We start from the raw sequence: 17,675 nt of genomic DNA, 5'->3' as shown, positions 1-17,675 counted from the left end.
AATGTCCGGAATCCTCTCGGCAGTGTCGTCGGACGCGTGCATCTTGCTCACTGATGGCGCCGTCTACGATCGCGCCGGCGTGCTATTGGAGATCAAGCGAAAGGTCGCTGTGTCGGAACGTCTGCCGTTGGCCGTTGCCACCCGCGGCAATGTTGCCCTGGCTAATTTCGTCACGTCAGGGGTCATTCATTCGGCCGAGAGGGTCGGGTTCGACCGGATGATGATGGACCTTGAGGAGGCGCTAGGCAGTGCCCCTGAGGAACCGCACATCGATGTGCTAATCGCAGGCATCTCTGAGACAGCCGGCCCGACGCATAGACGGTTTCACACCAGGCAGACATTCGACGGGTGCGAGCCGCGGACCTTGATCGATCCCGGTTTGATGTACTTCGGCTTTGGCAGCGACGGCCGTGCGGTGACACTGAGGGATTTCGGCATCCCGGCGCCGCACAAGGACGAGACCTTGCAGACTTGGCTGTCCCGATACGGGGTGAACATCTTCGAGTTCTTCCGCCGCATTCCGGTGCCGATCGATCCCGACGATCCGAACACTGACAGGCAACACCTGATCGGCGGACGGCTCGACCTGACGGTTGTTCGACGCGGCAGCGTCTCGACCACGATGCTGCATCGCTGGCCGGACGAGGTCGGGGAGAGGATCAATCCTTTCCGCCACGAGGTGAGGGAGGCTGCATAATGCTGATGGTCAACCAACTTGCCGGGTTCGGTGCTCGGCGCCCTTCCGCCGGCGGTGGCGGTGGCAGCGATCCCTATTTCGCGAATGTCGTTTTGTTGTTGGGTTTCGAAGGCACCAACGGCGCGACCAGCACGACGGACGAGAGCCCGTCTGCGCATTCCCCCATTACTTTCGGCGGCAATGCGCAGATCGACACGTCGACGGCCGCTGTCACAAGTTCGACGTCTTGCCTGGTGCTCGACACCAGCGGCGATTACGTGTCGATCCCCGACAGCATCGACTGGAAACTGGCCTCCAGCAATTCGGACCAATATACGATCGAATTTTGGTTCAACCCGCATGGCAATGTTGGCGGCGGCAGCTGGCTCTTCGGTCATGGCGACTTCGGCGATTGGGGCTGGGACATTGATCACACCCAGAGCAGCGGTGCGACCAGTGCGCTGTCCTTCAACTACTCGTCAAATGGCAGCTCGCGCACGACCCACGATTTCCTCAACCTCACGATCTCGCTCGATACCTGGCACTTTGTCGCCATCTCCAAAAACTCGTCGGGTAAGATCCGGGCGTGGCTCGATGGAACGTTGCTCGGCTCCTACACGCCGGCCGATAGCTCGATCAACAATTCGACGAAGGCTCTTGAGATTGGCCGGTTCATCGGGGTCACCAACGCCAACTCCAGGCTGGATGAGATCCGCATCACCAAGGGCGTCTGCAGATACGACGTCGATACCTCGATCACGGTGCCGACCGCTGCATTTCCGCGGAGCTAGTTCCAGGTGACCCTGACCAGTCCTTGGAAGTTCTCGGCCTGCTCAATGGTGCGGGTGATCTGAGCCATATAGGCGCCCTTGTTCGCCAGATTGTCCCAGACGAAGAACGTTGCAACGGCGGCAAGGATCAAGAGAACCAGTCGCATCGGAAAACCTCCCCTAAAAAGAGTCCCCGAAAGCGCAACCATCATGATCCTGCTTGAGGCGAAATACAAGCGATTGCTAATATGCCCGAGGCTCAAATGCGAGACAGCGAGCTAACAGAGCGGCCCGGCCGCGGCTGGACACGCTGGCAAGAGGGCGCCGGCGAATACGATATCGAGCGGGTTTGGTGGCAAGCCAAGGTGCTCCATTTTCCCAAGCTCAACGTGTCGGTCTGGTTCGATGGTTCCGAGAGGGTCGGGCTCGAGCATTGGGGCTATCGTGACGCCAAATGGTGCATGAAGAATCCGCCCGCCGACTGGCAGCCGATGCCGGCCGGTTATCGGCAGGAGGCGGAGCGGGCTTGGTTGCGGTGGCACGCGGCCACAGGCGGGCGCCAGGACGCGCGGGACGCTTCGCCGGTGTAGAACAGCGGCCGGCGAGAACGCGCGCTGGTGAGGCTGCTAGATCATCCGACCAGCCGGTCTATGCCCTGCACAACGACCGCGACCCAAGCGGCGATAGCGGCATAGCCAGCCCATCGTCCCTGGCGCTGGATGTCGCTCATAAAATCGTCCATCGAGTTGCGGATCTCGATCCTGGCCGCGCGAATGCCAAGACCGGCCGCGATCAGGCTGGAAATGATCGAGATGTAAGGCAGCGCTTCTGTCATCGGTTTTATCCCCCCAAGGATCGGCTTGACCATTTCAGCGAATGAGAACACTTTAGGCGCGCCGACCGACGGTTCGCCCCATCGGCCGGCACTTTGCCACCGGAAGCCTTGCAGGGCCTGCAGTGACACAAATCAGATTTAGCACTCCGTCACAGATTCGCTAGGCGTTTGCCTGGCTTCCTCAACATTTTGAGAGGAAGTCACATGACCACGATTACACGTCGCGCCGCGCTTGGCGCTATTGCCTCCGTACCGGCCACAGCGGGCGCCACAGCGGCGTTTGCCTCGTCCAGCCTCTCACAGCCTGATCCGCACGAGCGCTTCCAGGCGGCTGTTGATGAACTGAAGGCAGCAGCCGAAGCGCTCGACCCGAACATCTACCGGTGGATATTCAATACCAACGGCGACAAGCAGTGCGGGCTATTGATCGCGGCTTTTCGTACGACAACGAAATACGAAGGCGATGGGTGGTACGCAACAATCGATGGCGAAGATCACGACAGGATCTTTGTAGAGCGCGCGCCTGAGCGTGACCTGAACGGCGAGCGCTGGTTTCGCCTCACGTCTTACATTGACGGTCGAAAATGCAGGGGGTTTACACCAGAGAGCAGTTTCACCGTGCACTACGGCCCGCGCATCTTCGAGGCACAGTCATGAGCGAGCAATCCAAGGTCACGAGACTGTCAGCCGTACCGGCCAATTCGCTGATCACGGAAACAGACATCGATCGGGCTTACGATGCCTGTGCGATTCTCCGCGTCTGCGAACTGGCGATTGATCCCATTTCCGGTTTGGGGCAAGACGCCCTTGTCAACCAAGCGATCGGCGACGTAGGGAGGCTACTGCGAATTGCGGGGCAGACAGCAGATCGGCAACTCGAGCTTCTGGAATGGGCCAAACGACGGCAGCTAGAAGCCTAAAATCCCAACCGAGTTGGAATATGGCCCGCTGCTTCGGTGGCGGGCTTTTCTTATCGGGACCGGCTACCCATACGGCTACCCACGTCACCTTTTGTCAGGGTAGCCTACCGCAGCGGTAGAATGCGAATAAGCTAACAATTTCAATATGGTGCGGACGCCGGGAATCGAACCCGGATAGCCATAGGCTGAGGGATTTTAAGTCCCTTGCGTCTACCAGTTCCGCCACGTCCGCGCCCGTTGCTTTTCGGGGCTTCGGGCGCAAACGTCAACCGCCCATGTGCGGACGCGAAAATGCTTGAGCGCCCGGCAGCGGCGTTCAGGCCGCGATCGGGTACAGTTTCAGGTGCTGGATCAGGATGATCGTCTTGGCATCGACGATCCGCCCGTCGGCGATGCCGGCGAGAGCATCATCGAGCGTCATCTCCAGGACCTCGATGTCCTCGCCCTCTTCCGGCGCGCCGCCGCCGGCCGAGATGCGGTCGGCCGGCGTGTAGCGCGCGACGAAGAACCAGAGCCGCTCCGTCACGCTGCCCGGGCTCATATAGGGCGCGAACAGCCGCTCGACGTCCTTCAGCCGGTAGCCGAGCTCTTCCTCCGCCTCCTTGCGGATGCAGGTTTCCGGGTCGTTCTCGTCGAGCAGGCCGGCGCAGGCCTCGATCAGCGGCTCGCGATGGCCGGTGACATAAGCCGGATAGCGGAACTGCCGCACCAGGAGCACGGTCGAGCGCGCCGGATCGAAGGGCAGGATCACCGCGCCGTCGCCGCGATCGTAGGTCTGGCGGATCTGCGTCTCCCACTGCCCGTCGCGTCGGCGATAATCGAGCACCGTCTTCTTCAGGACCGCCCAGTCGTCGGACAGCACCTCTTCCGAGCGGATGCGAATGCGATCTTCCATGATGAACTCCTTGTACCGGCGGCAAGGCGTAACCGCGAACCGGCGCTCATGCAATCCGGCCAGCGATTGGGCCAGAAGCAGGTTTCACCGCCTCGTATCTGGTGCGTGCCGGTGCCCTCGCCTAAATAACAGCATCCCCCGCCGGAGCTCTTTTCATGACCTCATCGCTTTTCCAGCCGATCACGCTCGGCGAACTCACCTTCCCCAACCGCATCGCAGTGGCGCCGATGTGCCAGTATTCGGCCGAGGATGGCTCTGCCAGCGACTGGCATCTTTACCATTGGATGAACCTTGCCATGTCCGGCGCCGGCATGGTCACCGTCGAGATGACCGACGTCGAGCGGCGCGGCCGCATCACACATGGCTGCCTCGGCCTCTATTCCGACGACAACGAAGCCGCTGCCCGGCGCACGCTGGACGCGGCAAGACGCGTCGCCGCGCCCGGCACGAAATTCGGTACCCAGCTTGCCCATGCCGGCCGCAAGGCCTCCAATCGCAAGCCGTGGGAAGGCGGCGGCCCGCTCGCGGCCGACGAGGATCCCTGGCCGATCGTGTCAGCGTCGGCCATCGCCTACGACAAGGGCTGGCAGGTGCCGCACGCGCTGGAGGAAGACGAGATCCTGCAGGTCATCGAGCATTTCGCCGACGCGGCGAGGCGCGCCGAGCGCGCCGGCTTCGACTTCATCGAACTGCACGCCGCGCACGGCTACCTGATCTTCCAGTTCCTGTCGCCGCTCTCCAACCAGCGCACCGATCGCTGGGGCGGCTCGCCGGAAAACCGCATGCGTTTCGTCCTCGAGATCGCCAGGGCGGTGCGGAAAGCCGTCCCCGGGCTCATGATCGGCACGCGTCTGTCGGTCAAGGAATGGGTCGAAGGCGGCTTCGATGTCGAGGACGCCATCGCGGTGGCCAAGGCGCTGAAGGCCGAGGGCATCGCTTATCTCTGCTGCTCGAGCGGTGGCAACTCACCCCTGCAGCAGCTGCCGTCGGGGCCCGGCTACCAGGTGCATCTGGCCGAAGCGGTGCGCAAGGGCGCCGGCATCCCGACGCGCGCCGTCGGCCTGATCGACGATCCGAAGCAGGCCGAGGCGATCCTTGCCGAGGGCCAAGCCGACATGGTGGCGCTGGCGCGCGCCTTCCTCGCCGATCCGCGCTGGGGATGGCGGGCAGCGGCGACCTTCGGCGAGGAAATCCACCCGGCGCCTCAGCTTGCCCGCTCGGTGACGACGATGCGGCATTGGATGAAGGCGGCGGGCTGACCAACTTCGCTGAGACGTTTGGGCGCAGCCTGGAAAACACGATTGCAACCAAATTGGCTGCTTAGCGTTGGCGGCCATGATGGACAGCAAGCCCTTTGAGAAGCCGGTGGTGGTCGAACTCGGCCATGTCGGCAAATATCGCCAGATCCGCAGCGCGAAAGAAGCGGCGGAGTGCCTGATGACGGTTTGGCCGCTCAATCGCGGCCCCCGGCATCGTGATGCCCTCGACACTTGCCTCAAAGTGCTGGAAGGATATCGTTCGACCGCGGATGCACGCCGGGCCTTGATCGAAGCGGCCAAGGAATCGGAAGTGCTGGTGCCCGACGACCGCTTGCCCGACGATCGGCTGCATTGAGCAAAAGGGGGCTTTTCAACCGGAGGACTTCATGGCGAAGCTGACTTACAAGATCGTCGAGCACGATGGCGGCTGGGCCTACAAGGTCGGGGCGACCTTCTCGGAGACGTTTGCTACCCATCAGGACGCGCTGCGCGCCGCCGAGATCGCTTCGGCCGAGCAGCAGATCGCCGGCGCCACGGACGGCATCCAGTACGAGGACGCCGAAGGCAATTGGCACGACGAGCTGGCCGATGGGCGGGACCGGCCGCAAACCGAGGTTTCCGATTAGCGTCTGTTGCTGGCGCGGCCCCTGCCGCGGCGGCCGCGGATGCCCTCGCGGGCATCCTGCCAGTCAGGAGAGCGCGCGGCCGGCTATTTGCCGCAATACTGATCGTTGACGTTCTGCCCGGCATTGGCGTCGGGTCCAGACGTGTTGTAGGCGCAAGGTCCCATCGGTCCGGCGTTGCCCGGCGTGTTGAGGCCTGACGCATCGCTGCCGGCAATGCTGCCCGTGGTGTTGCGATCGACGGGCGTGTCCTCGTTTCCGAACAGCCAGCTGCGATGGCTGCCGGACGTTGTCTCGGCCGACTGGGCCATTGCCGATGCGGCGAGGCCGATCGTCAAAGCCGAGGCTGCAAGGATTTTCATCATTGGTCCTACTCCATGTCTCCGTCGCCTGATGCGACATGGATAAAACCCGGTGGTCAGGCCGAAGGTTCAGTGAAATTCTCGTGAGGGCCGGGTGATGTCCGGCCAGCGAACGCGCGCTCGGCAATGCGCCTGACGAAAGCGGCGACGCGCTCCGGCTCGATGAATTGCGGCATGTGGCCCAGGCCATCGGCGGCCTCGAAATCGAGCCCTTGGAGCTTGCTCCGCATCGGTTCGCCATGGACAGCCATGCCAATGACACGGTCGGCGGTGCCGAACAAAATGCCTGCCGGCATGGCGATCTCGCCAGAGCGCTGCTCGATGCGGCCGAGATCCTGTTCCACCGCTACGACGTCGGTCGAGGTCGCATGAAAGTGGGCGGGCCGCAGCCCGAGCCAGCCGCCTCCACCGGTCATACAGTCACCTGGAACGCCCTGCGGCGCGAAGATGAACTTCATCGTCGGGTCTGCATATTTCAAGCTCAACGGTATCGCCACCGTATAGGCCATGATCCGGCGCAGCAGGCGTGAAGGAACATAGAGCAAGTCGAATTTCTGGCGCACCCTGGTTTCCAGATGCGTGAGCGGCGCCAGCAAGGCGATGCCCGAAATCGTCCCGGGATGCTCCACCGCCAGCGTCAGCGCGATCGCGCCGCCCAGCGAATGGCCAACGACCAGCGGCTTTTCCAGCCCCAGCTTGTCGATGAACCGGCGCACGATTTCGGCCTGCTCCGGCAGCCGGCCGGTGGCGCCGCGCGCCGGCACCGAATAGCCGGAGCCAGGGCGGTCCAGCGCAATCAGGCGATAGCCCGGACCGAAGCAGCCGAATAGCGTGTGGCGGAAATGGTGGAGCTGAGCGCCTAGCCCATGCAGGAACACGATCGGCCGGCCCTCGCCTTCCTCGACATAGTGGATGCGGTTGCCGTCGATCTCGACAAACTTTCCGCGCGCCGGCACCAGCCGTTCGGCCTTCGCGGCGATCCACCATGTCGCCAGCACCAAAGAAAGAAACACCCCGACCGCCAGCCCGACCAGGCCGCCGAGCAACCACCACAGAATCGATATCAGCATCTTCCACCCGCAACAGACCGGGGCAGATTACCTGCCGCGGATGTCGCCGCAAGGCGCCGCCGTGGCATAGTGCTGGCTGATTGCCGCCGGCCCCTCGCCGCGCTATCTCAGGCGACCCTGTTTGCCGGAGCCTGCCATGCCTGAAATCGTCACCGCCGCCATGCTCGTCATCGGCGACGAGATCCTGTCGGGCCGAACCAAGGACAAGAACATCGGCCACCTCGCCGACATCATGACGGCCATCGGCATCGACCTGAAGGAAGTGCGCATCGTTGCCGACGAGGAGGACGAGATCGTCGCCGCGGTCAATGCCGTGCGCGCCCGCTACACCTATGTCTTCACCACCGGCGGCATCGGCCCGACGCATGACGACATCACCGCCGATTCGATCGCCAAGGCGTTCGGCGTGCCATGCGAATACGACGCCAAGGCCTATGCGATGCTGGAAGCGAGCTATGCCGCGCGCGGCATCGAATATACCGAGGCGAGGAAGCGCATGGCGCGGATGCCGCGCGGCGCCGACCATATCGACAATCCGGTTTCGATCGCACCTGGCTTCCGCATCGGCAACGTCCATGTCATGGCCGGCGTGCCGGCGATCTTCCAGGCCATGCTCGACAATGTCGTGCCGACGCTGAGGGCGGGGACCAAAATGCTGTCGGCGACGGTCCATTGCCCCTTCGGCGAGGGCCTGATCGGCGGCCCGCTGGGCGATATCCAGAAGGCGCATCCCGACACCATAATCGGCTCCTATCCGAAATATGGCGACGGCAAGTTCTGGACCGAACTCGTCGTGCGCGCCCGCAGCGAAGAGGCGCTGGAAGCCGCGCGCAAGGACGTCGAAGCCATGGTGGCCGGCTTCGCCAGGACGGCCGGTTGATCAAGGTCATATCGGAACCAAGCGCGCTCCTCTAACGTTTGTCGCAGGCGATTTCCGATCGCCGCAAGATGAGGGATCTGCCATGCGCTTCAAGACCATCGTCGCCATACTGCAGAACGAGCAGGACGCCGAGCGCGTGCTCGATTGCGCCATCCCCCTTGCCGACCGCTTCGAGAGCCATCTCGTCGGCATCCATGCCGAGGCGCTTCCCGTCCCTTACACCTCGGCCACCGGCTTTCCGGACACCGAGTTCCTGCAGGTGTCGGCCGAGATGAACCGGGAACGCGCCGACAAGCTGGAAGCGCTTTTCCTGAGGCGCATCGAGGAGTCGGGGCTCTCCTTCGAGTGGCGCAGCCTCGAGAGCTTTTCCGGCGACAGCGCGCTGACCGGCATTTCCAGCGTCCGCGCCGCCGACCTGATCATCGCCGCCCAGCGCGACACGGGCGGCGACCCAAGCGCCGATGTCGACACGCTGGTCTATGATGCCGGACGGCCCGTGCTCGTGGTGCCGCATGCGGGCCCCCTCATCACCACCTTCAAGCGTGTGCTCCTGGCCTGGAACGGCAGCAAGGAGGCCGCACGCGCCGCCTTCGACGCCCTGCCCTTCATCAGTGAGGCCGAGAAGACAGACATATTGATCATCGATCCGCCGGAGACGCTGGACGACAGTCCGGAGGCCGCCGGCGCCGAGATCGCCGCCGCGCTCTCCCGGCACGGCGCCACCGTCAGCGTCTCGGTGCAGAGGTCGAATGGCGGTTCCGTCGATGACCTGATCCAGACCCGCATCGCCGAGACCGGCGCCGACCTGCTCGTGCTCGGCGCCTACAGCCATTCCTGGCTGCGCCAGCTGTTGTTCGGCGGCGTGACGCGCACGGTGCTGCGCACCGCGCCCGTGGCGGCCTTCCTGTCGAGATAACATATGCCGCTCAAAAGAAGCGCGGCGTTAAGTCCACCGGTATCGCTAGCCGCCACCTTGCCAAAGGCGGCATTTTCCCGCTAATTCCGCCTGCATTCCCCTTGGATGTGGTCACGCGCTTGGTCGCGTGTTGCGGAGTGCGTGAAAAATGTCCCTTCCCGAAAAAGCCTTCCCGGTCTCCTGGGACCAGTTCCACCGCGACGCCCGCGCGCTTGCCTGGCGGCTCGCCGGCGCCAGCAAGGGGCAGTGGAAGGCGATTGTCTGCATCACCCGCGGCGGCCTTGTGCCCGCCGCGATCATCTCGCGCGAGCTCGGCATCCGCGTGATCGAGACCGTCTGCGTCGCCTCCTATCACGACTACACCAGCCAGGGGCAGTTGCAGGTTCTGAAGGAGATCACGCCGGCGCTGCTCGCTGACGACGGCGCCGGCGTGCTGATCATCGACGACCTCACCGACACCGGCAAGACCGCGGGCATCGTGCGCGCCATGATGCCCAAGGCGCATTTCGCCACCGTCTACGCCAAGCCCAAGGGGCGGCCGTTGGTCGACACCTTCGTTACCGAGGTCAGCCAGGACACCTGGATCTACTTCCCCTGGGATATGGGCTTCACCTACCAGAAGCCGATAGCCGACGACCACGCCGGCTGACAAGTCAACTTTTTCGCCGAAACGGCTCATCGCGCATTTTTTTGCTATGCAAGAGATGAGCGCCGCAAACCTTGTTTCGCGCGATCGACTTTTCTTGGTGGAATTCAACAAGTTCCTGTGAAGTTTTTTACTTTTGTTGCGTATAATCGGTCGTAAGATTCGGGAGAGAACGAACGAATCCGAGGGCTGGGGCTAGCTTCTCCGATGTTGACGAGGCCAACGACGCACAACCATCTGGCCGAAAGGGTCCGGCGACTCTTCGGCACCGCGCCGTGCCGCCTGCAGGTTGCCGCTTTGCCCTGGCGCGAGGCCGGCGATGGCGTCGAGATAATGCTTATCACCAGCCGCGATACCGGCCGCTGGGTGCTGCCCAAGGGCTGGCCGGAAGCCAAGGAGCCGCTGTGCGAGGCGGCGGCGCGCGAGGCAGGTGAAGAAGCCGGATTGCGCGGTACGGTCTCCCATCTCGAAGCCGGCCGCTATTTCTACGCCAAGGTCCTGGCTTCCGGCGAGGAAGTGCCTTGCGAGGTGCTGGTTTTCCCGTTGCTGGTCGACCGCATCGCCGACCGCTGGAAGGAAAAGCGCGCGCGCACGCGCAAATGGGTGAGCTCGACCGAGGCTGTGCGCATGGTCAACGAGCCGGACCTCTGCCAGATCATCGCCCATTTCTGCGCCAATCCGCGCAAATTCGCGTGAATTGACCGCCAAACACCGGCACATCGGAACAAGGCTTCGGACCGGTCATTGCCGCGCGCGATGATGGCCTCTAAAATCGATTCGGATGCCCTGACGTATGTGGCGATGACCAACCCCGCACAACCACTCGAAGACAATTCCAGCGAGAACCGTCGCAAGCACCGCCAGCGCGTGCTCAAGGGTGGCTCGATCATCACCGGCATCACGAATTCCGAGATCAGCTGCACCCTGCGCAACCAGAATGAGGGCGGTGCCGAGTTGAAGGTCGCACCGGACGCTCGCGTTCCCGATCGCTTCCTGCTCTATGTGCCGGTCGACGGCGTCGCCTACCGGTCGGAGGTCCGCTGGCGTCGCAACGACCGGGTCGGCGTCCGGTTCACCGGCACCGAACCGAAGCCGAAGCTGCACTACGGCTGATCCCGGCACCCCTCCCGGCCCGCCTTTCATCGATTCGAGGGGCATCCGGATCGAAACAGTCCGGATGCCCCTTTCACATCAGATGACCAGACCCTTGGTCAGCTCGAGCGCCTGGCGCTCGAACAGGCGGCGATAGATGCCGCCATTCAGCCGGATCAGCTGGTCATGCGAGCCCTCCTCGACGATGCGGCCGCGATCGAACACCAGCAGCCTGTCGAGCGCCCTGACCGTCGAAAGCCGGTGCGCAATGACCAGCGTCGTGCGGCCGACCATCAGCCGCTCCATCGCCTCCTGGATCAGCACCTCCGATTCCGAATCGAGGCTGGACGTCGCCTCGTCGAGGATCAGGATGCGCGCGTCGGCGAGGAAGGCGCGCGCGATCGCCACCCGCTGGCGCTCGCCGCCCGACAGCTTCACACCGCGCTCGCCGACCAGCGTGCCATAGCCTTTCGGCAGGTTGGCGATGAACTCATGCGCGCTCGCCAGCCGCGCCGCGTGCTCAATCTCGGCCTGAGTGGCGCTGGGCCGGGCATAGGCGATGTTCTCGGCCAGCGAGCGGTGGAACAGGATCGGCTCCTGCTGGACGATGGCGATCTGCGCCCGCAGCGATGCCTGCGCCACCCCGGAAATATCCTGGCCGTCGATCAGGATCCTGCCGGCGTTCACGTCGTAGAGGCGCTGGATCAGCTTGACGAAGGTCGTCTTGCCCGAACCGGAATGGCCGACCAGCCCGACGCGCTCGCCGGGCGCGATTTCGACCGAGAAATCGCGGTAGAGCGGCAGCCGGTGGTTGCCGTAGTGGAAGGTCACCTTGTCGAAGGCGATGCCTCCCTCGGTGATCCGGATCGGCCCGGCTCCAGGCCGATCCTCGATGCCGAGCGGTTCGGACTGGAAGTCAACCAATTCCTCCATGTCGTTGATCGAACGCTGCAGATTGCGGATATGCGTGCCGATATCGCGCAGATAGCCTTGCAGCACGAAGAACGAGGTGAGCACGAAGGCGACGTCGCCGGCGCTGGCCTCGCCCCACGCCCACAACATCAACGCAAGCCCGATCACCGCCGCTCTCAAGAGCAGAAGCATGGTGCCTTGCGTGGTGCCGTTGACGGTGCCGCGCACCCAGGTGCGGCGCGTCCGCGCCCGCCATTTGGCGACGACCCGGGCGAGGCGCGCTTCCTCACGCGCCTCGGCGCCGAAGCCTTTGACCACGGCATTGCAGCTCACCGCATCGGCCAGCGAGCCGCCAAGGCGCGTGTCCCATGTGTTGGCGAGCCGGGCGGCGGGCGCGACATAGCCAAGCGACAGCATCGCCGTCACCATGATGAACAGCACCGAGCCGGCGGCGACCACCGCGCCCATCAGCGGCCAGAACCAGCCGAGCAGCAGCGTCGAGCCGACGAGCATGACGACCGAGGGCAAGAGCGCGATCAGAATCGTGTCGTTAAGCAGGTCGAGCGCCCACATGCCGCGCGTGACCTTGCGCACGGTCGCGCCGGCGAAGCTGTTCGCGTGCCAGTCGGTAGAAAAACGCTGAACGCGATGGAAGGCGTCGGCCGCGATATCGGCCATCATCTTCAGCGTCAGCTCGACGATGGCCATGAAGGCGGCATTGCGCAGCACGACGCCGCTGAGCGCCAGGGCGACCAGCATCCAGAAGGCCGATATTGCCGCGTTCCAGGCGACGTCGTCGGCAGCAGCGCTGCTGGCGACGGCATCGACCAGCCGGCCGGAATAGAGCGGCGTCAGCACGTCGGCCAGCGTCGATAAGAGGAAGGCGGCCATGATCAGCGAAAGCCGCCACGGCTGGCGCCGCCAATGGCCAAGCGTGAAGCCAAGCACGCTGCGGAAGGCTTCGGCACGCAGGTCGATTCGAAAACGAGCCATGATGTCATCCGGGCGCAGAATTGCCCGGTCCCGGTAATGGAAATTGAGAAAACCGCGTTGGCGCCAATGGCGCCTGGAAATGCGGAGGTTCGGCACAATGGCGGCTCGCCCGCGTGCGGGCGGCGACCGGCAACGGCGAATGCCCGTCCTCGATCGAACTCCTGTCGTGAAGGCAAGCCTTCGCGACGCGTCGATCAAGACCTAGGCTTCGCGGCCTCGCATAACGATGTCAAATCGTGGCATTCGGTTCCTCCAGACGGAGAATCGCGGAGAGGTTCTTATAGAGACGCCCCGTCGCATCGCCAACCCGGGCCGCGGGCAAATGCGCATCTGGTCCAAGCAGTGGGACGATTTTGCAACAACGGCGGATTGCATGCCGCTGTCGCTCAGCTGGGCAGGAAAGCGCTTACCGCCCGTCCCTGAACCGGTTGGTGATTGGATAGCGGCGGTCGCGGCCGAAATTCTTCCTGGTGATTTTCACGCCCGGTGCGGCCTGCCGCCGCTTGTACTCGGCGATGTAGAGCAGGTGCTCGACCCGCGTCACCGTCGCCCGGTCATGGCCGCGCGCGACGATCTCGTCGACGCCCATCTCGTGCTCGACCAGGCATTCCAGAATATCGTCCAGCACCGGATAGGGCGGCAGCGAATCCTGGTCGGTCTGGTTCTCGCGCAGTTCCGCCGACGGCGCCTTGTCGATGATGTTCTTCGGGATCACCTCGCCTGACGGCCCGAGCGCGCCCGGCGGCACATGGCTGTTGCGCCAGCGCGACAGCGCATAGACCTGCATCTTGTAGAGGTCCTTGATCGGGTTGAAGCCGCCGTTCATGTCGCCATAGAGCGTGGCATAGCCGACCGACATCTCGCTCTTGTTGCCGGTGGTGACCACCATCGAGCCGAACTTGTTGGAGATCGCCATCAGGATGGTGCCGCGCGCGCGGCTCTGCAGGTTCTCCTCGGTGATGCCTTCCTTGGTGCCTTCGAAGAGCTGGGTCAACGCGTGCATGAAGCCTTCGACCGGCTCGAAGATCGGCACGATGTCGTAGCGGCAGCCGAGCGCGCGGGCGCAGTCCTCGGCATCCTTCAGCGAATCCTTCGAGGTGTAGCGATAGGGCATCATCACCGCGCGCAGCCGCTCCTCGCCGAGCGCATCGACGGCAAGGGCGGCGCAGATCGCCGAATCGATGCCGCCGGAAAGGCCGAGCACGACGTTCTTGAAGCCGTTCTTGTTGACGTAGTCGCGCAGGCCCAGCATGCAGGCGCGATAGTCGGCCTCCTCCCGCTCCGGTATCTTCGACATCGGCCCTTCCGCGCAGACCCAGCCGTCGTCCGTGCGCTTCCAGGTGGTGACGTCGACCGCGTCCTCGAACTGGCTCATCTGGAAGGCAAGCGTCTTGTCCGCGCCAATGGCAAAGGACGCGCCGTCGAAGATCAGCTCGTCCTGGCCGCCCAGCTGGTTGGCGTAGATCATCGGCAGGCCGGTTTCGATGACCTGGCGGATGACGACCTGATGGCGGACGTCGATCTTGGCGCGGTAGTAGGGCGAGCCGTTCGGCACCAGCAGGATCTCGGCGCCGCTTTCGGCCAGCGTCTCGCAGACGGCGACGTCGCCCCAGATGTCCTCGCAGATCGGAACGCCGATGCGCACGCCGCGGAAGTTGACGGGCCCCTGCAGTTCCGGCCCTGCCTGGAAGACGCGCTTTTCGTCGAACTCGCCATAGTTCGGCAGGTCGAGCTTGTAGCGTTCGGCCAGGATCTTGCCGCCGTCGGCGACGATGATCGAATTGTGCGTGCCGCTCTTGCGCTTCAGGGGCGTGCCGATGATGACACCGGGACCGCCATCGGCGGTATCCTTGGCGAAATCTTCCGCGGCTTTTTCACAGGCCTTCAGGAAGGCCGGCTTCAGCACCAGGTCCTCCGGCGGATAGCCGGCGAGGAAAAGCTCGGTGTAGAGCACCAGGTCGGCGCCCTGGCGGGCGGCATCCGCCCTCGCCTCGCGCGCCTTGGCGAGATTGCCGGCGACGTCGCCGACGGTCGGGTTGAGCTGGGCGATGGCGATGCGCAGAATGTCGGGCTTCTTGGTCATGCCTGCGGGTTTAGCGTGGCAGAATTCGCCGGGCAATGGCGATTGCTTGTGCCAAATAGGATCGACCGACGGATGTCGATCGTATCCCGATCGATCGATGCCGACCGCGAGATTTCGCCGACCCAGGCCTAGTCGTTCATATACTCGCTTAGCGCTTCCACGGAGCGGTTCTCACCGATCGACATCGCCAGGATGCGCGAGATGTGCCGGCGTGGCAGGCCGGTTTCAGCCGCCCATTGATTGATCTGCGCCTGGATCTTGTCGAGGTCCCGCTTCGAGGTCGGGCTCTCGGCAATGTCGACGCCGGCATCGCGCAGTGCCGCCGCCATGTCGGCCGAGACGACGAAGGTGTCCCACTCCAGCCAGCGCAGGAAATACTGGCCGGTGTTGCCGCCCAGCCGGCTGCCGTGCTTGCCGAGATAGGCCGTCAGCCCGACCTGGTCGTCGGCCGGCCAGGCGGCGAGGAATTTGCCGAAGCCGCCGTGCTCCTTCGACACGCGCTCGACGAAGGCGGCGTTGTCGCGGACGGACTTGATCTTCTGCGGATTGCGCACGATGCGCTTGTCGGAGGCGAGCTCATGCCAGAAATCGTCGGGCTGGAACAGCAACCGTTTCGGCTCGAAGCCGAGGAATGCCTCCTCGAAACCCGGCCATTTCTGATCGATGACGCGCCAGACGAAACCGGCGGCGAAAACCCGTTCGGCCATGGTCGAAAGGATGCGGTCATCCGTGACTTTGGCCACGGCTTTGTTGTCCGGCATCGGCCCGAGCAGCGACGCCAGCGCCGCTTCACCGCCCTTGCGCTTTACCGCACGGGCGCGGATTCTTTGAAAATCAGCCATTTGGTTCCTCGCCAGTCGCGTCAATCTACCACTTCCCGTTCGAACCGGCAGCCTCTACCTCTATCGCAGATGGTGACGGAGGCGACACATGAACAAGACAGTCGAGGATCTGGCGAACCGCTGGCTGAAGCAAACGCCGGATGCTTTGAGCAAGCTCGAAAGCCGGGTGCTGCAAAGCGCGGTCGATCGCACCACCATCGCGAAGGACACCAACAAGGCCGTCGCCTTCCATCAGACCTATGGCGACCGTGTTGCCGACACCATCGCCCGCATCGGCGGCTCGTGGTCCTTCATCCTGACCTTCATCGCCTTCCTGATCCTGTGGACTTTCGGCAATGTCTGGCTCTTGTCGCGCAGCGCCTTCGACCCCTACCCCTTCATCTTCCTCAACCTGGTGCTGTCGATGATCGCCGCGCTGCAGGCACCGGTGATCATGATGTCGCAGAACCGCCAGACCGAGCGCGACCGCATCGACGCCGCCCACGACTATGAGGTCAACCTCAAGGCGGAGATCGAGATCATGGCGCTGCATGAGAAGCTGGACGAACTGCGCCACAGCGAGATCATCGGCATGCGCGACGAGATCGTGCGGCTGGCCGAGCAGGTCAGGCGGATCGATGAAAAACTGTCGGCACGGCAAAGCCCCTGATGACCGAGGCCATCCACCATCTTATCGAGCAGTACGGCCTGCTCGCGGTTTTCCTGGGCTGCGTCGCCGAAGGCGAAAGCGCTGCCATCCTCGGCGGCTTCTTCGCCCATCAGCATGTTTTCGTGACCTGGCAGGCCTTCCTGGCGGCGGCCATCGGCGCCTTCGCCGGCGACACCTTCTTCTTCATCCTCGGCCGCAGCTTCGCCGATCACCCCTATGTGCTCGGGCTGAAGGCGCGGCCGGGTTTCAGCCACGCCTTCCGGCTGGTCTCATCCCATCCCAACATCTTCGTGCTGTCGAACCGCTATATCTACGGCATGCGCCTGGTCGGCGGCGTCGCCGCCGGCTTCGCCAGCATCAGCGTGACGCGCTTCATCATTCTCAACGCCATCTCGTCGCTGGTCTGGGCGGCGCTGTTCTGCACGATCGGCTATATTTTCGGGCTGGGTGCCGAGCGCATCATCGGCCAGGCGCTGGCGCGCCACGAACGGCTGCTGATCGCGCTGGCGATCGGGCTTGCGGTGGTCGTCCTTGCCTGGCTCCTCGCGCACTCCGTCGCCAAGAAGGAACGCGCCAGGGATGCCAGGGACGGTCAGGGCGAAGCCAGGTAGAGCTCAATCGATATCGAAGTCGGTGTCGAGCGCGCGGTCGCCACGGTCGAGGATCAGCGGGATGATCAAATCCTCTTCGTCGGCCAAGTGCCTTGTGAGCATGGCGATCAGCCGGCTGTTCTCGTCGGCGTAGGCATCGGCGGCAAAGCGCTGCCTGTCCTCGCTCTCCTCAAGCGTGCGGATGAAGGCATTCGCCGCCTCGGCATTGCGCTCCAGCCCTTCGTGGATGGTGTGATGATCGGCATCGAGGATCTCGAAGCCTCGCTTCAACCGCGGCTCGGCCTTGGCGAAGGCCGGGAAGTATTGATAGTCCTCGACATTGTGGTGGCCGTCGAGATTGCCGAGAAAATGGTTGAGGCGCGGCGCGAACCAACGCGCGAAGTCCGGCGCTGTCAGCCTGCCCTCGCGATAATCGCCGATGCCATTGGTCAGCATGCCTCCGAGCTCGCGGAACATGTCGTGCCGCCCAAGCCACATAGTGGCCAGACCATGGATGTTGGCGTGGCCCTTCCAGGCCTCGCGCGGATATTTTTGTGCCAGCCAGCGCAAATCGTCAGGCAAACCGGCGCGCCCCAGCAGTTGAAAATCAGCGGTTTCGCCCACGTCAGTCTCCTTTGGTGACTGACAGATAGGAACGGGCG

Annotated in this window: 24 protein-coding genes and 1 tRNA gene; 15 read left to right on the top strand and 10 right to left on the bottom strand. The window is 63.7% G+C overall.

The genetic code is table 11. From position 1 onward, the window contains the following. Position 1: 1 nt before the first annotated feature. Positions 2-697, top strand: a complete 696-nt coding sequence (locus tag JG743_RS16110; protein WP_210388523.1) for a hypothetical protein — start codon at positions 2-4, stop codon at positions 695-697. Further along, positions 697-1,467 carry a LamG domain-containing protein gene (locus JG743_RS16105; protein ID WP_202302243.1) on the top strand — a complete coding sequence of 257 codons (771 nt, stop codon included), beginning with the start codon at positions 697-699 and terminating at the stop codon, positions 1,465-1,467. Before JG743_RS16110 ends, JG743_RS16105 begins: the two co-directional genes overlap by 1 nt. On the opposite strand, the gene JG743_RS16100 is transcribed toward JG743_RS16105, so the two are convergent. Continuing rightward, the gene (locus JG743_RS16100) at positions 1,464-1,613 is read right to left on the bottom strand and encodes a hypothetical protein (RefSeq protein WP_202302241.1); all 150 of its coding nucleotides are present in this window, start codon (positions 1,611-1,613) and stop codon (positions 1,464-1,466) included. The two genes, JG743_RS16105 and JG743_RS16100, sit on opposite strands and share 4 nt — an antisense overlap. 96 nt (positions 1,614-1,709) lie before the next feature. Here JG743_RS16100 and JG743_RS16095 point away from each other — a divergent pair, with 96 nt between their 5' ends. Beyond that, positions 1,710-2,036: a hypothetical protein gene (locus JG743_RS16095; RefSeq protein WP_202302239.1), complete on the top strand. Its 327-nt coding sequence runs from the start codon at positions 1,710-1,712 to the stop codon at positions 2,034-2,036. Positions 2,037-2,077: 41 nt separating this feature from the next. Here the strand turns inward: JG743_RS16095 and JG743_RS16090 are convergent, their stop codons facing one another. Continuing rightward, positions 2,078-2,281 carry a hypothetical protein gene (locus tag JG743_RS16090; RefSeq protein ID WP_202302237.1) on the bottom strand — a complete coding sequence of 68 codons (204 nt, stop codon included), beginning with the start codon at positions 2,279-2,281 and terminating at the stop codon, positions 2,078-2,080. 204 nt (positions 2,282-2,485) lie between these two features. Between JG743_RS16090 and JG743_RS16085 the strand changes: the two genes are divergently transcribed. Continuing rightward, on the top strand, positions 2,486-2,938 hold the full coding sequence (locus JG743_RS16085) for a hypothetical protein (protein WP_202302235.1): 453 nt from the start codon (positions 2,486-2,488) through the stop codon (positions 2,936-2,938). Further along, complete coding sequence (locus JG743_RS16080) at positions 2,935-3,201, top strand: hypothetical protein (RefSeq protein ID WP_202302233.1); 267 nt, start codon at positions 2,935-2,937, stop codon at positions 3,199-3,201. Before JG743_RS16085 ends, JG743_RS16080 begins: the two co-directional genes overlap by 4 nt. Positions 3,202-3,347: 146 nt before the next feature. On the opposite strand, the gene JG743_RS16075 is transcribed toward JG743_RS16080, so the two are convergent. Together JG743_RS16075 and JG743_RS16070 are read right to left on the bottom strand one after the other, a co-directional pair. Continuing rightward, positions 3,348-3,433 (bottom strand) — tRNA-Leu (locus JG743_RS16075). An 84-nt stretch (positions 3,434-3,517) separates the two neighbouring features. Continuing rightward, complete coding sequence (locus JG743_RS16070) at positions 3,518-4,096, bottom strand: NUDIX domain-containing protein (RefSeq protein WP_202302231.1); 579 nt, start codon at positions 4,094-4,096, stop codon at positions 3,518-3,520. Between the two features lie 155 nt (positions 4,097-4,251). On the opposite strand from JG743_RS16070, the gene JG743_RS16065 reads away from it, so the two are divergent. The 3 genes from JG743_RS16065 to JG743_RS16055 all read left to right on the top strand — a co-directional run bounded on the left by JG743_RS16065 (position 4,252) and on the right by JG743_RS16055 (position 5,981). Beyond that, a complete protein-coding gene (locus JG743_RS16065; protein WP_202302228.1) occupies positions 4,252-5,355 on the top strand; it encodes an NADH:flavin oxidoreductase/NADH oxidase in 1,104 nt (367 codons plus the stop codon). Positions 5,356-5,431: 76 nt separating this feature from the next. Then, complete coding sequence (locus tag JG743_RS16060) at positions 5,432-5,710, top strand: DUF982 domain-containing protein (RefSeq protein ID WP_202302226.1); 279 nt, start codon at positions 5,432-5,434, stop codon at positions 5,708-5,710. Positions 5,711-5,741: 31 nt separating this feature from the next. Next, entirely contained in the window at positions 5,742-5,981 is a 240-nt protein-coding gene (locus JG743_RS16055; RefSeq protein WP_202302224.1) for a hypothetical protein, read from the top strand. A gap of 83 nt (positions 5,982-6,064) precedes the next feature. Here the strand turns inward: JG743_RS16055 and JG743_RS16050 are convergent, their stop codons facing one another. Both JG743_RS16050 and JG743_RS16045 read right to left on the bottom strand, forming a co-directional pair. Then, the gene (locus JG743_RS16050) at positions 6,065-6,343 is read right to left on the bottom strand and encodes a hypothetical protein (protein ID WP_202302222.1); all 279 of its coding nucleotides are present in this window, start codon (positions 6,341-6,343) and stop codon (positions 6,065-6,067) included. A 53-nt stretch (positions 6,344-6,396) separates the two neighbouring features. Next, the gene (locus tag JG743_RS16045; protein ID WP_202302220.1) at positions 6,397-7,410 is read right to left on the bottom strand and encodes an alpha/beta fold hydrolase; all 1,014 of its coding nucleotides are present in this window, start codon (positions 7,408-7,410) and stop codon (positions 6,397-6,399) included. A gap of 136 nt (positions 7,411-7,546) precedes the next feature. Here JG743_RS16045 and JG743_RS16040 point away from each other — a divergent pair, with 136 nt between their 5' ends. The 5 genes from JG743_RS16040 (at position 7,547) to JG743_RS16020 (ending at position 10,965) form a co-directional block, all read left to right on the top strand. Next, on the top strand, positions 7,547-8,290 hold the full coding sequence (locus JG743_RS16040) for a competence/damage-inducible protein A (protein ID WP_202302218.1): 744 nt from the start codon (positions 7,547-7,549) through the stop codon (positions 8,288-8,290). A gap of 82 nt (positions 8,291-8,372) precedes the next feature. Continuing rightward, complete coding sequence (locus tag JG743_RS16035; protein ID WP_202302215.1) at positions 8,373-9,206, top strand: universal stress protein; 834 nt, start codon at positions 8,373-8,375, stop codon at positions 9,204-9,206. Positions 9,207-9,354: 148 nt separating this feature from the next. Then, positions 9,355-9,855, top strand: coding sequence for a xanthine phosphoribosyltransferase (gpt, locus tag JG743_RS16030; protein WP_027145490.1), 501 nt, complete (start codon positions 9,355-9,357; stop codon positions 9,853-9,855). Positions 9,856-10,059: 204 nt separating this feature from the next. Beyond that, positions 10,060-10,548 (top strand): NUDIX hydrolase, encoded by a 489-nt coding sequence (locus JG743_RS16025; RefSeq protein WP_202302213.1) that lies wholly within the window; start codon positions 10,060-10,062, stop codon positions 10,546-10,548. Positions 10,549-10,653: 105 nt separating this feature from the next. Next, positions 10,654-10,965, top strand: a complete 312-nt coding sequence (locus tag JG743_RS16020; RefSeq protein ID WP_202302660.1) for a PilZ domain-containing protein — start codon at positions 10,654-10,656, stop codon at positions 10,963-10,965. A 78-nt stretch (positions 10,966-11,043) separates the two neighbouring features. Here JG743_RS16020 and JG743_RS16015 read toward each other — a convergent pair whose 3' ends face one another. The 3 genes from JG743_RS16015 to JG743_RS16005 form a co-directional block, all read right to left on the bottom strand. Then, complete coding sequence (locus JG743_RS16015; protein ID WP_202302211.1) at positions 11,044-12,849, bottom strand: ABC transporter ATP-binding protein; 1,806 nt, start codon at positions 12,847-12,849, stop codon at positions 11,044-11,046. A 406-nt stretch (positions 12,850-13,255) separates the two neighbouring features. Further along, positions 13,256-14,932 carry an NAD+ synthase gene (locus JG743_RS16010; RefSeq protein WP_202302209.1) on the bottom strand — a complete coding sequence of 559 codons (1,677 nt, stop codon included), beginning with the start codon at positions 14,930-14,932 and terminating at the stop codon, positions 13,256-13,258. A 128-nt stretch (positions 14,933-15,060) separates the two neighbouring features. Then, positions 15,061-15,774 carry a DNA-3-methyladenine glycosylase I gene (locus tag JG743_RS16005; RefSeq protein WP_202302207.1) on the bottom strand — a complete coding sequence of 238 codons (714 nt, stop codon included), beginning with the start codon at positions 15,772-15,774 and terminating at the stop codon, positions 15,061-15,063. 88 nt (positions 15,775-15,862) lie between these two features. On the opposite strand from JG743_RS16005, the gene JG743_RS16000 reads away from it, so the two are divergent. Both JG743_RS16000 and JG743_RS15995 read left to right on the top strand, forming a co-directional pair. Next, a complete protein-coding gene (locus JG743_RS16000; protein WP_202302205.1) occupies positions 15,863-16,423 on the top strand; it encodes a DUF1003 domain-containing protein in 561 nt (186 codons plus the stop codon). Further along, positions 16,423-17,034, top strand: a complete 612-nt coding sequence (locus JG743_RS15995; protein WP_202302203.1) for a DedA family protein — start codon at positions 16,423-16,425, stop codon at positions 17,032-17,034. The genes JG743_RS16000 and JG743_RS15995 overlap by 1 nt, the downstream gene beginning before the upstream one ends. 3 nt (positions 17,035-17,037) lie before the next feature. Here JG743_RS15995 and JG743_RS15990 read toward each other — a convergent pair whose 3' ends face one another. Continuing rightward, positions 17,038-17,637: a hemerythrin domain-containing protein gene (locus tag JG743_RS15990; protein ID WP_202302201.1), complete on the bottom strand. Its 600-nt coding sequence runs from the start codon at positions 17,635-17,637 to the stop codon at positions 17,038-17,040. Positions 17,638-17,675 lie beyond the last annotated feature (38 nt).

Origin of the sequence: Mesorhizobium sp. 131-2-1, from assembly GCF_016756535.1 — a bacterium.
In the GTDB taxonomy this organism is placed as follows: domain Bacteria; phylum Pseudomonadota; class Alphaproteobacteria; order Rhizobiales; family Rhizobiaceae; genus Mesorhizobium.
The sequence above is the reverse complement of the archived record's forward strand: the minus strand, read 5'-3'. Positions and strand labels throughout refer to the sequence as shown.

Excerpts from the sequence above, each read along its gene's own strand:
- JG743_RS16070 (WP_202302231.1), bottom strand. The coding sequence starts at position 4,096 with ATGGAAGATCGCATTCGCATCCGCTCGGAAGAGGTGCTGTCCGACGAC.
- JG743_RS16035 (WP_202302215.1), top strand. The coding sequence starts at position 8,373 with ATGCGCTTCAAGACCATCGTCGCCATACTGCAGAACGAGCAGGACGCC.
- JG743_RS16010 (WP_202302209.1), bottom strand. The coding sequence starts at position 14,932 with ATGACCAAGAAGCCCGACATTCTGCGCATCGCCATCGCCCAGCTCAAC.
- JG743_RS16090 (WP_202302237.1), bottom strand. The coding sequence starts at position 2,281 with ATGACAGAAGCGCTGCCTTACATCTCGATCATTTCCAGCCTGATCGCG.
- JG743_RS16015 (WP_202302211.1), bottom strand. The coding sequence starts at position 12,849 with ATGGCTCGTTTTCGAATCGACCTGCGTGCCGAAGCCTTCCGCAGCGTG.
- JG743_RS16045 (WP_202302220.1), bottom strand. The coding sequence starts at position 7,410 with ATGCTGATATCGATTCTGTGGTGGTTGCTCGGCGGCCTGGTCGGGCTG.
- JG743_RS16040 (WP_202302218.1), top strand. The coding sequence starts at position 7,547 with ATGCCTGAAATCGTCACCGCCGCCATGCTCGTCATCGGCGACGAGATC.
- JG743_RS16060 (WP_202302226.1), top strand. The coding sequence starts at position 5,432 with ATGATGGACAGCAAGCCCTTTGAGAAGCCGGTGGTGGTCGAACTCGGC.
- gpt (WP_027145490.1), top strand. The coding sequence starts at position 9,355 with ATGTCCCTTCCCGAAAAAGCCTTCCCGGTCTCCTGGGACCAGTTCCAC.
- JG743_RS16065 (WP_202302228.1), top strand. The coding sequence starts at position 4,252 with ATGACCTCATCGCTTTTCCAGCCGATCACGCTCGGCGAACTCACCTTC.
- JG743_RS16025 (WP_202302213.1), top strand. The coding sequence starts at position 10,060 with ATGTTGACGAGGCCAACGACGCACAACCATCTGGCCGAAAGGGTCCGG.
- JG743_RS16095 (WP_202302239.1), top strand. The coding sequence starts at position 1,710 with ATGCGAGACAGCGAGCTAACAGAGCGGCCCGGCCGCGGCTGGACACGC.
- JG743_RS16055 (WP_202302224.1), top strand. The coding sequence starts at position 5,742 with ATGGCGAAGCTGACTTACAAGATCGTCGAGCACGATGGCGGCTGGGCC.
- JG743_RS16080 (WP_202302233.1), top strand. The coding sequence starts at position 2,935 with ATGAGCGAGCAATCCAAGGTCACGAGACTGTCAGCCGTACCGGCCAAT.
- JG743_RS16005 (WP_202302207.1), bottom strand. The coding sequence starts at position 15,774 with ATGGCTGATTTTCAAAGAATCCGCGCCCGTGCGGTAAAGCGCAAGGGC.
- JG743_RS16110 (WP_210388523.1), top strand. The coding sequence starts at position 2 with ATGTCCGGAATCCTCTCGGCAGTGTCGTCGGACGCGTGCATCTTGCTC.
- JG743_RS16050 (WP_202302222.1), bottom strand. The coding sequence starts at position 6,343 with ATGATGAAAATCCTTGCAGCCTCGGCTTTGACGATCGGCCTCGCCGCA.
- JG743_RS16085 (WP_202302235.1), top strand. The coding sequence starts at position 2,486 with ATGACCACGATTACACGTCGCGCCGCGCTTGGCGCTATTGCCTCCGTA.
- JG743_RS16020 (WP_202302660.1), top strand. The coding sequence starts at position 10,654 with ATGACCAACCCCGCACAACCACTCGAAGACAATTCCAGCGAGAACCGT.
- JG743_RS16000 (WP_202302205.1), top strand. The coding sequence starts at position 15,863 with ATGAACAAGACAGTCGAGGATCTGGCGAACCGCTGGCTGAAGCAAACG.
- JG743_RS15995 (WP_202302203.1), top strand. The coding sequence starts at position 16,423 with ATGACCGAGGCCATCCACCATCTTATCGAGCAGTACGGCCTGCTCGCG.
- JG743_RS16100 (WP_202302241.1), bottom strand. The coding sequence starts at position 1,613 with ATGCGACTGGTTCTCTTGATCCTTGCCGCCGTTGCAACGTTCTTCGTC.
- JG743_RS16105 (WP_202302243.1), top strand. The coding sequence starts at position 697 with ATGCTGATGGTCAACCAACTTGCCGGGTTCGGTGCTCGGCGCCCTTCC.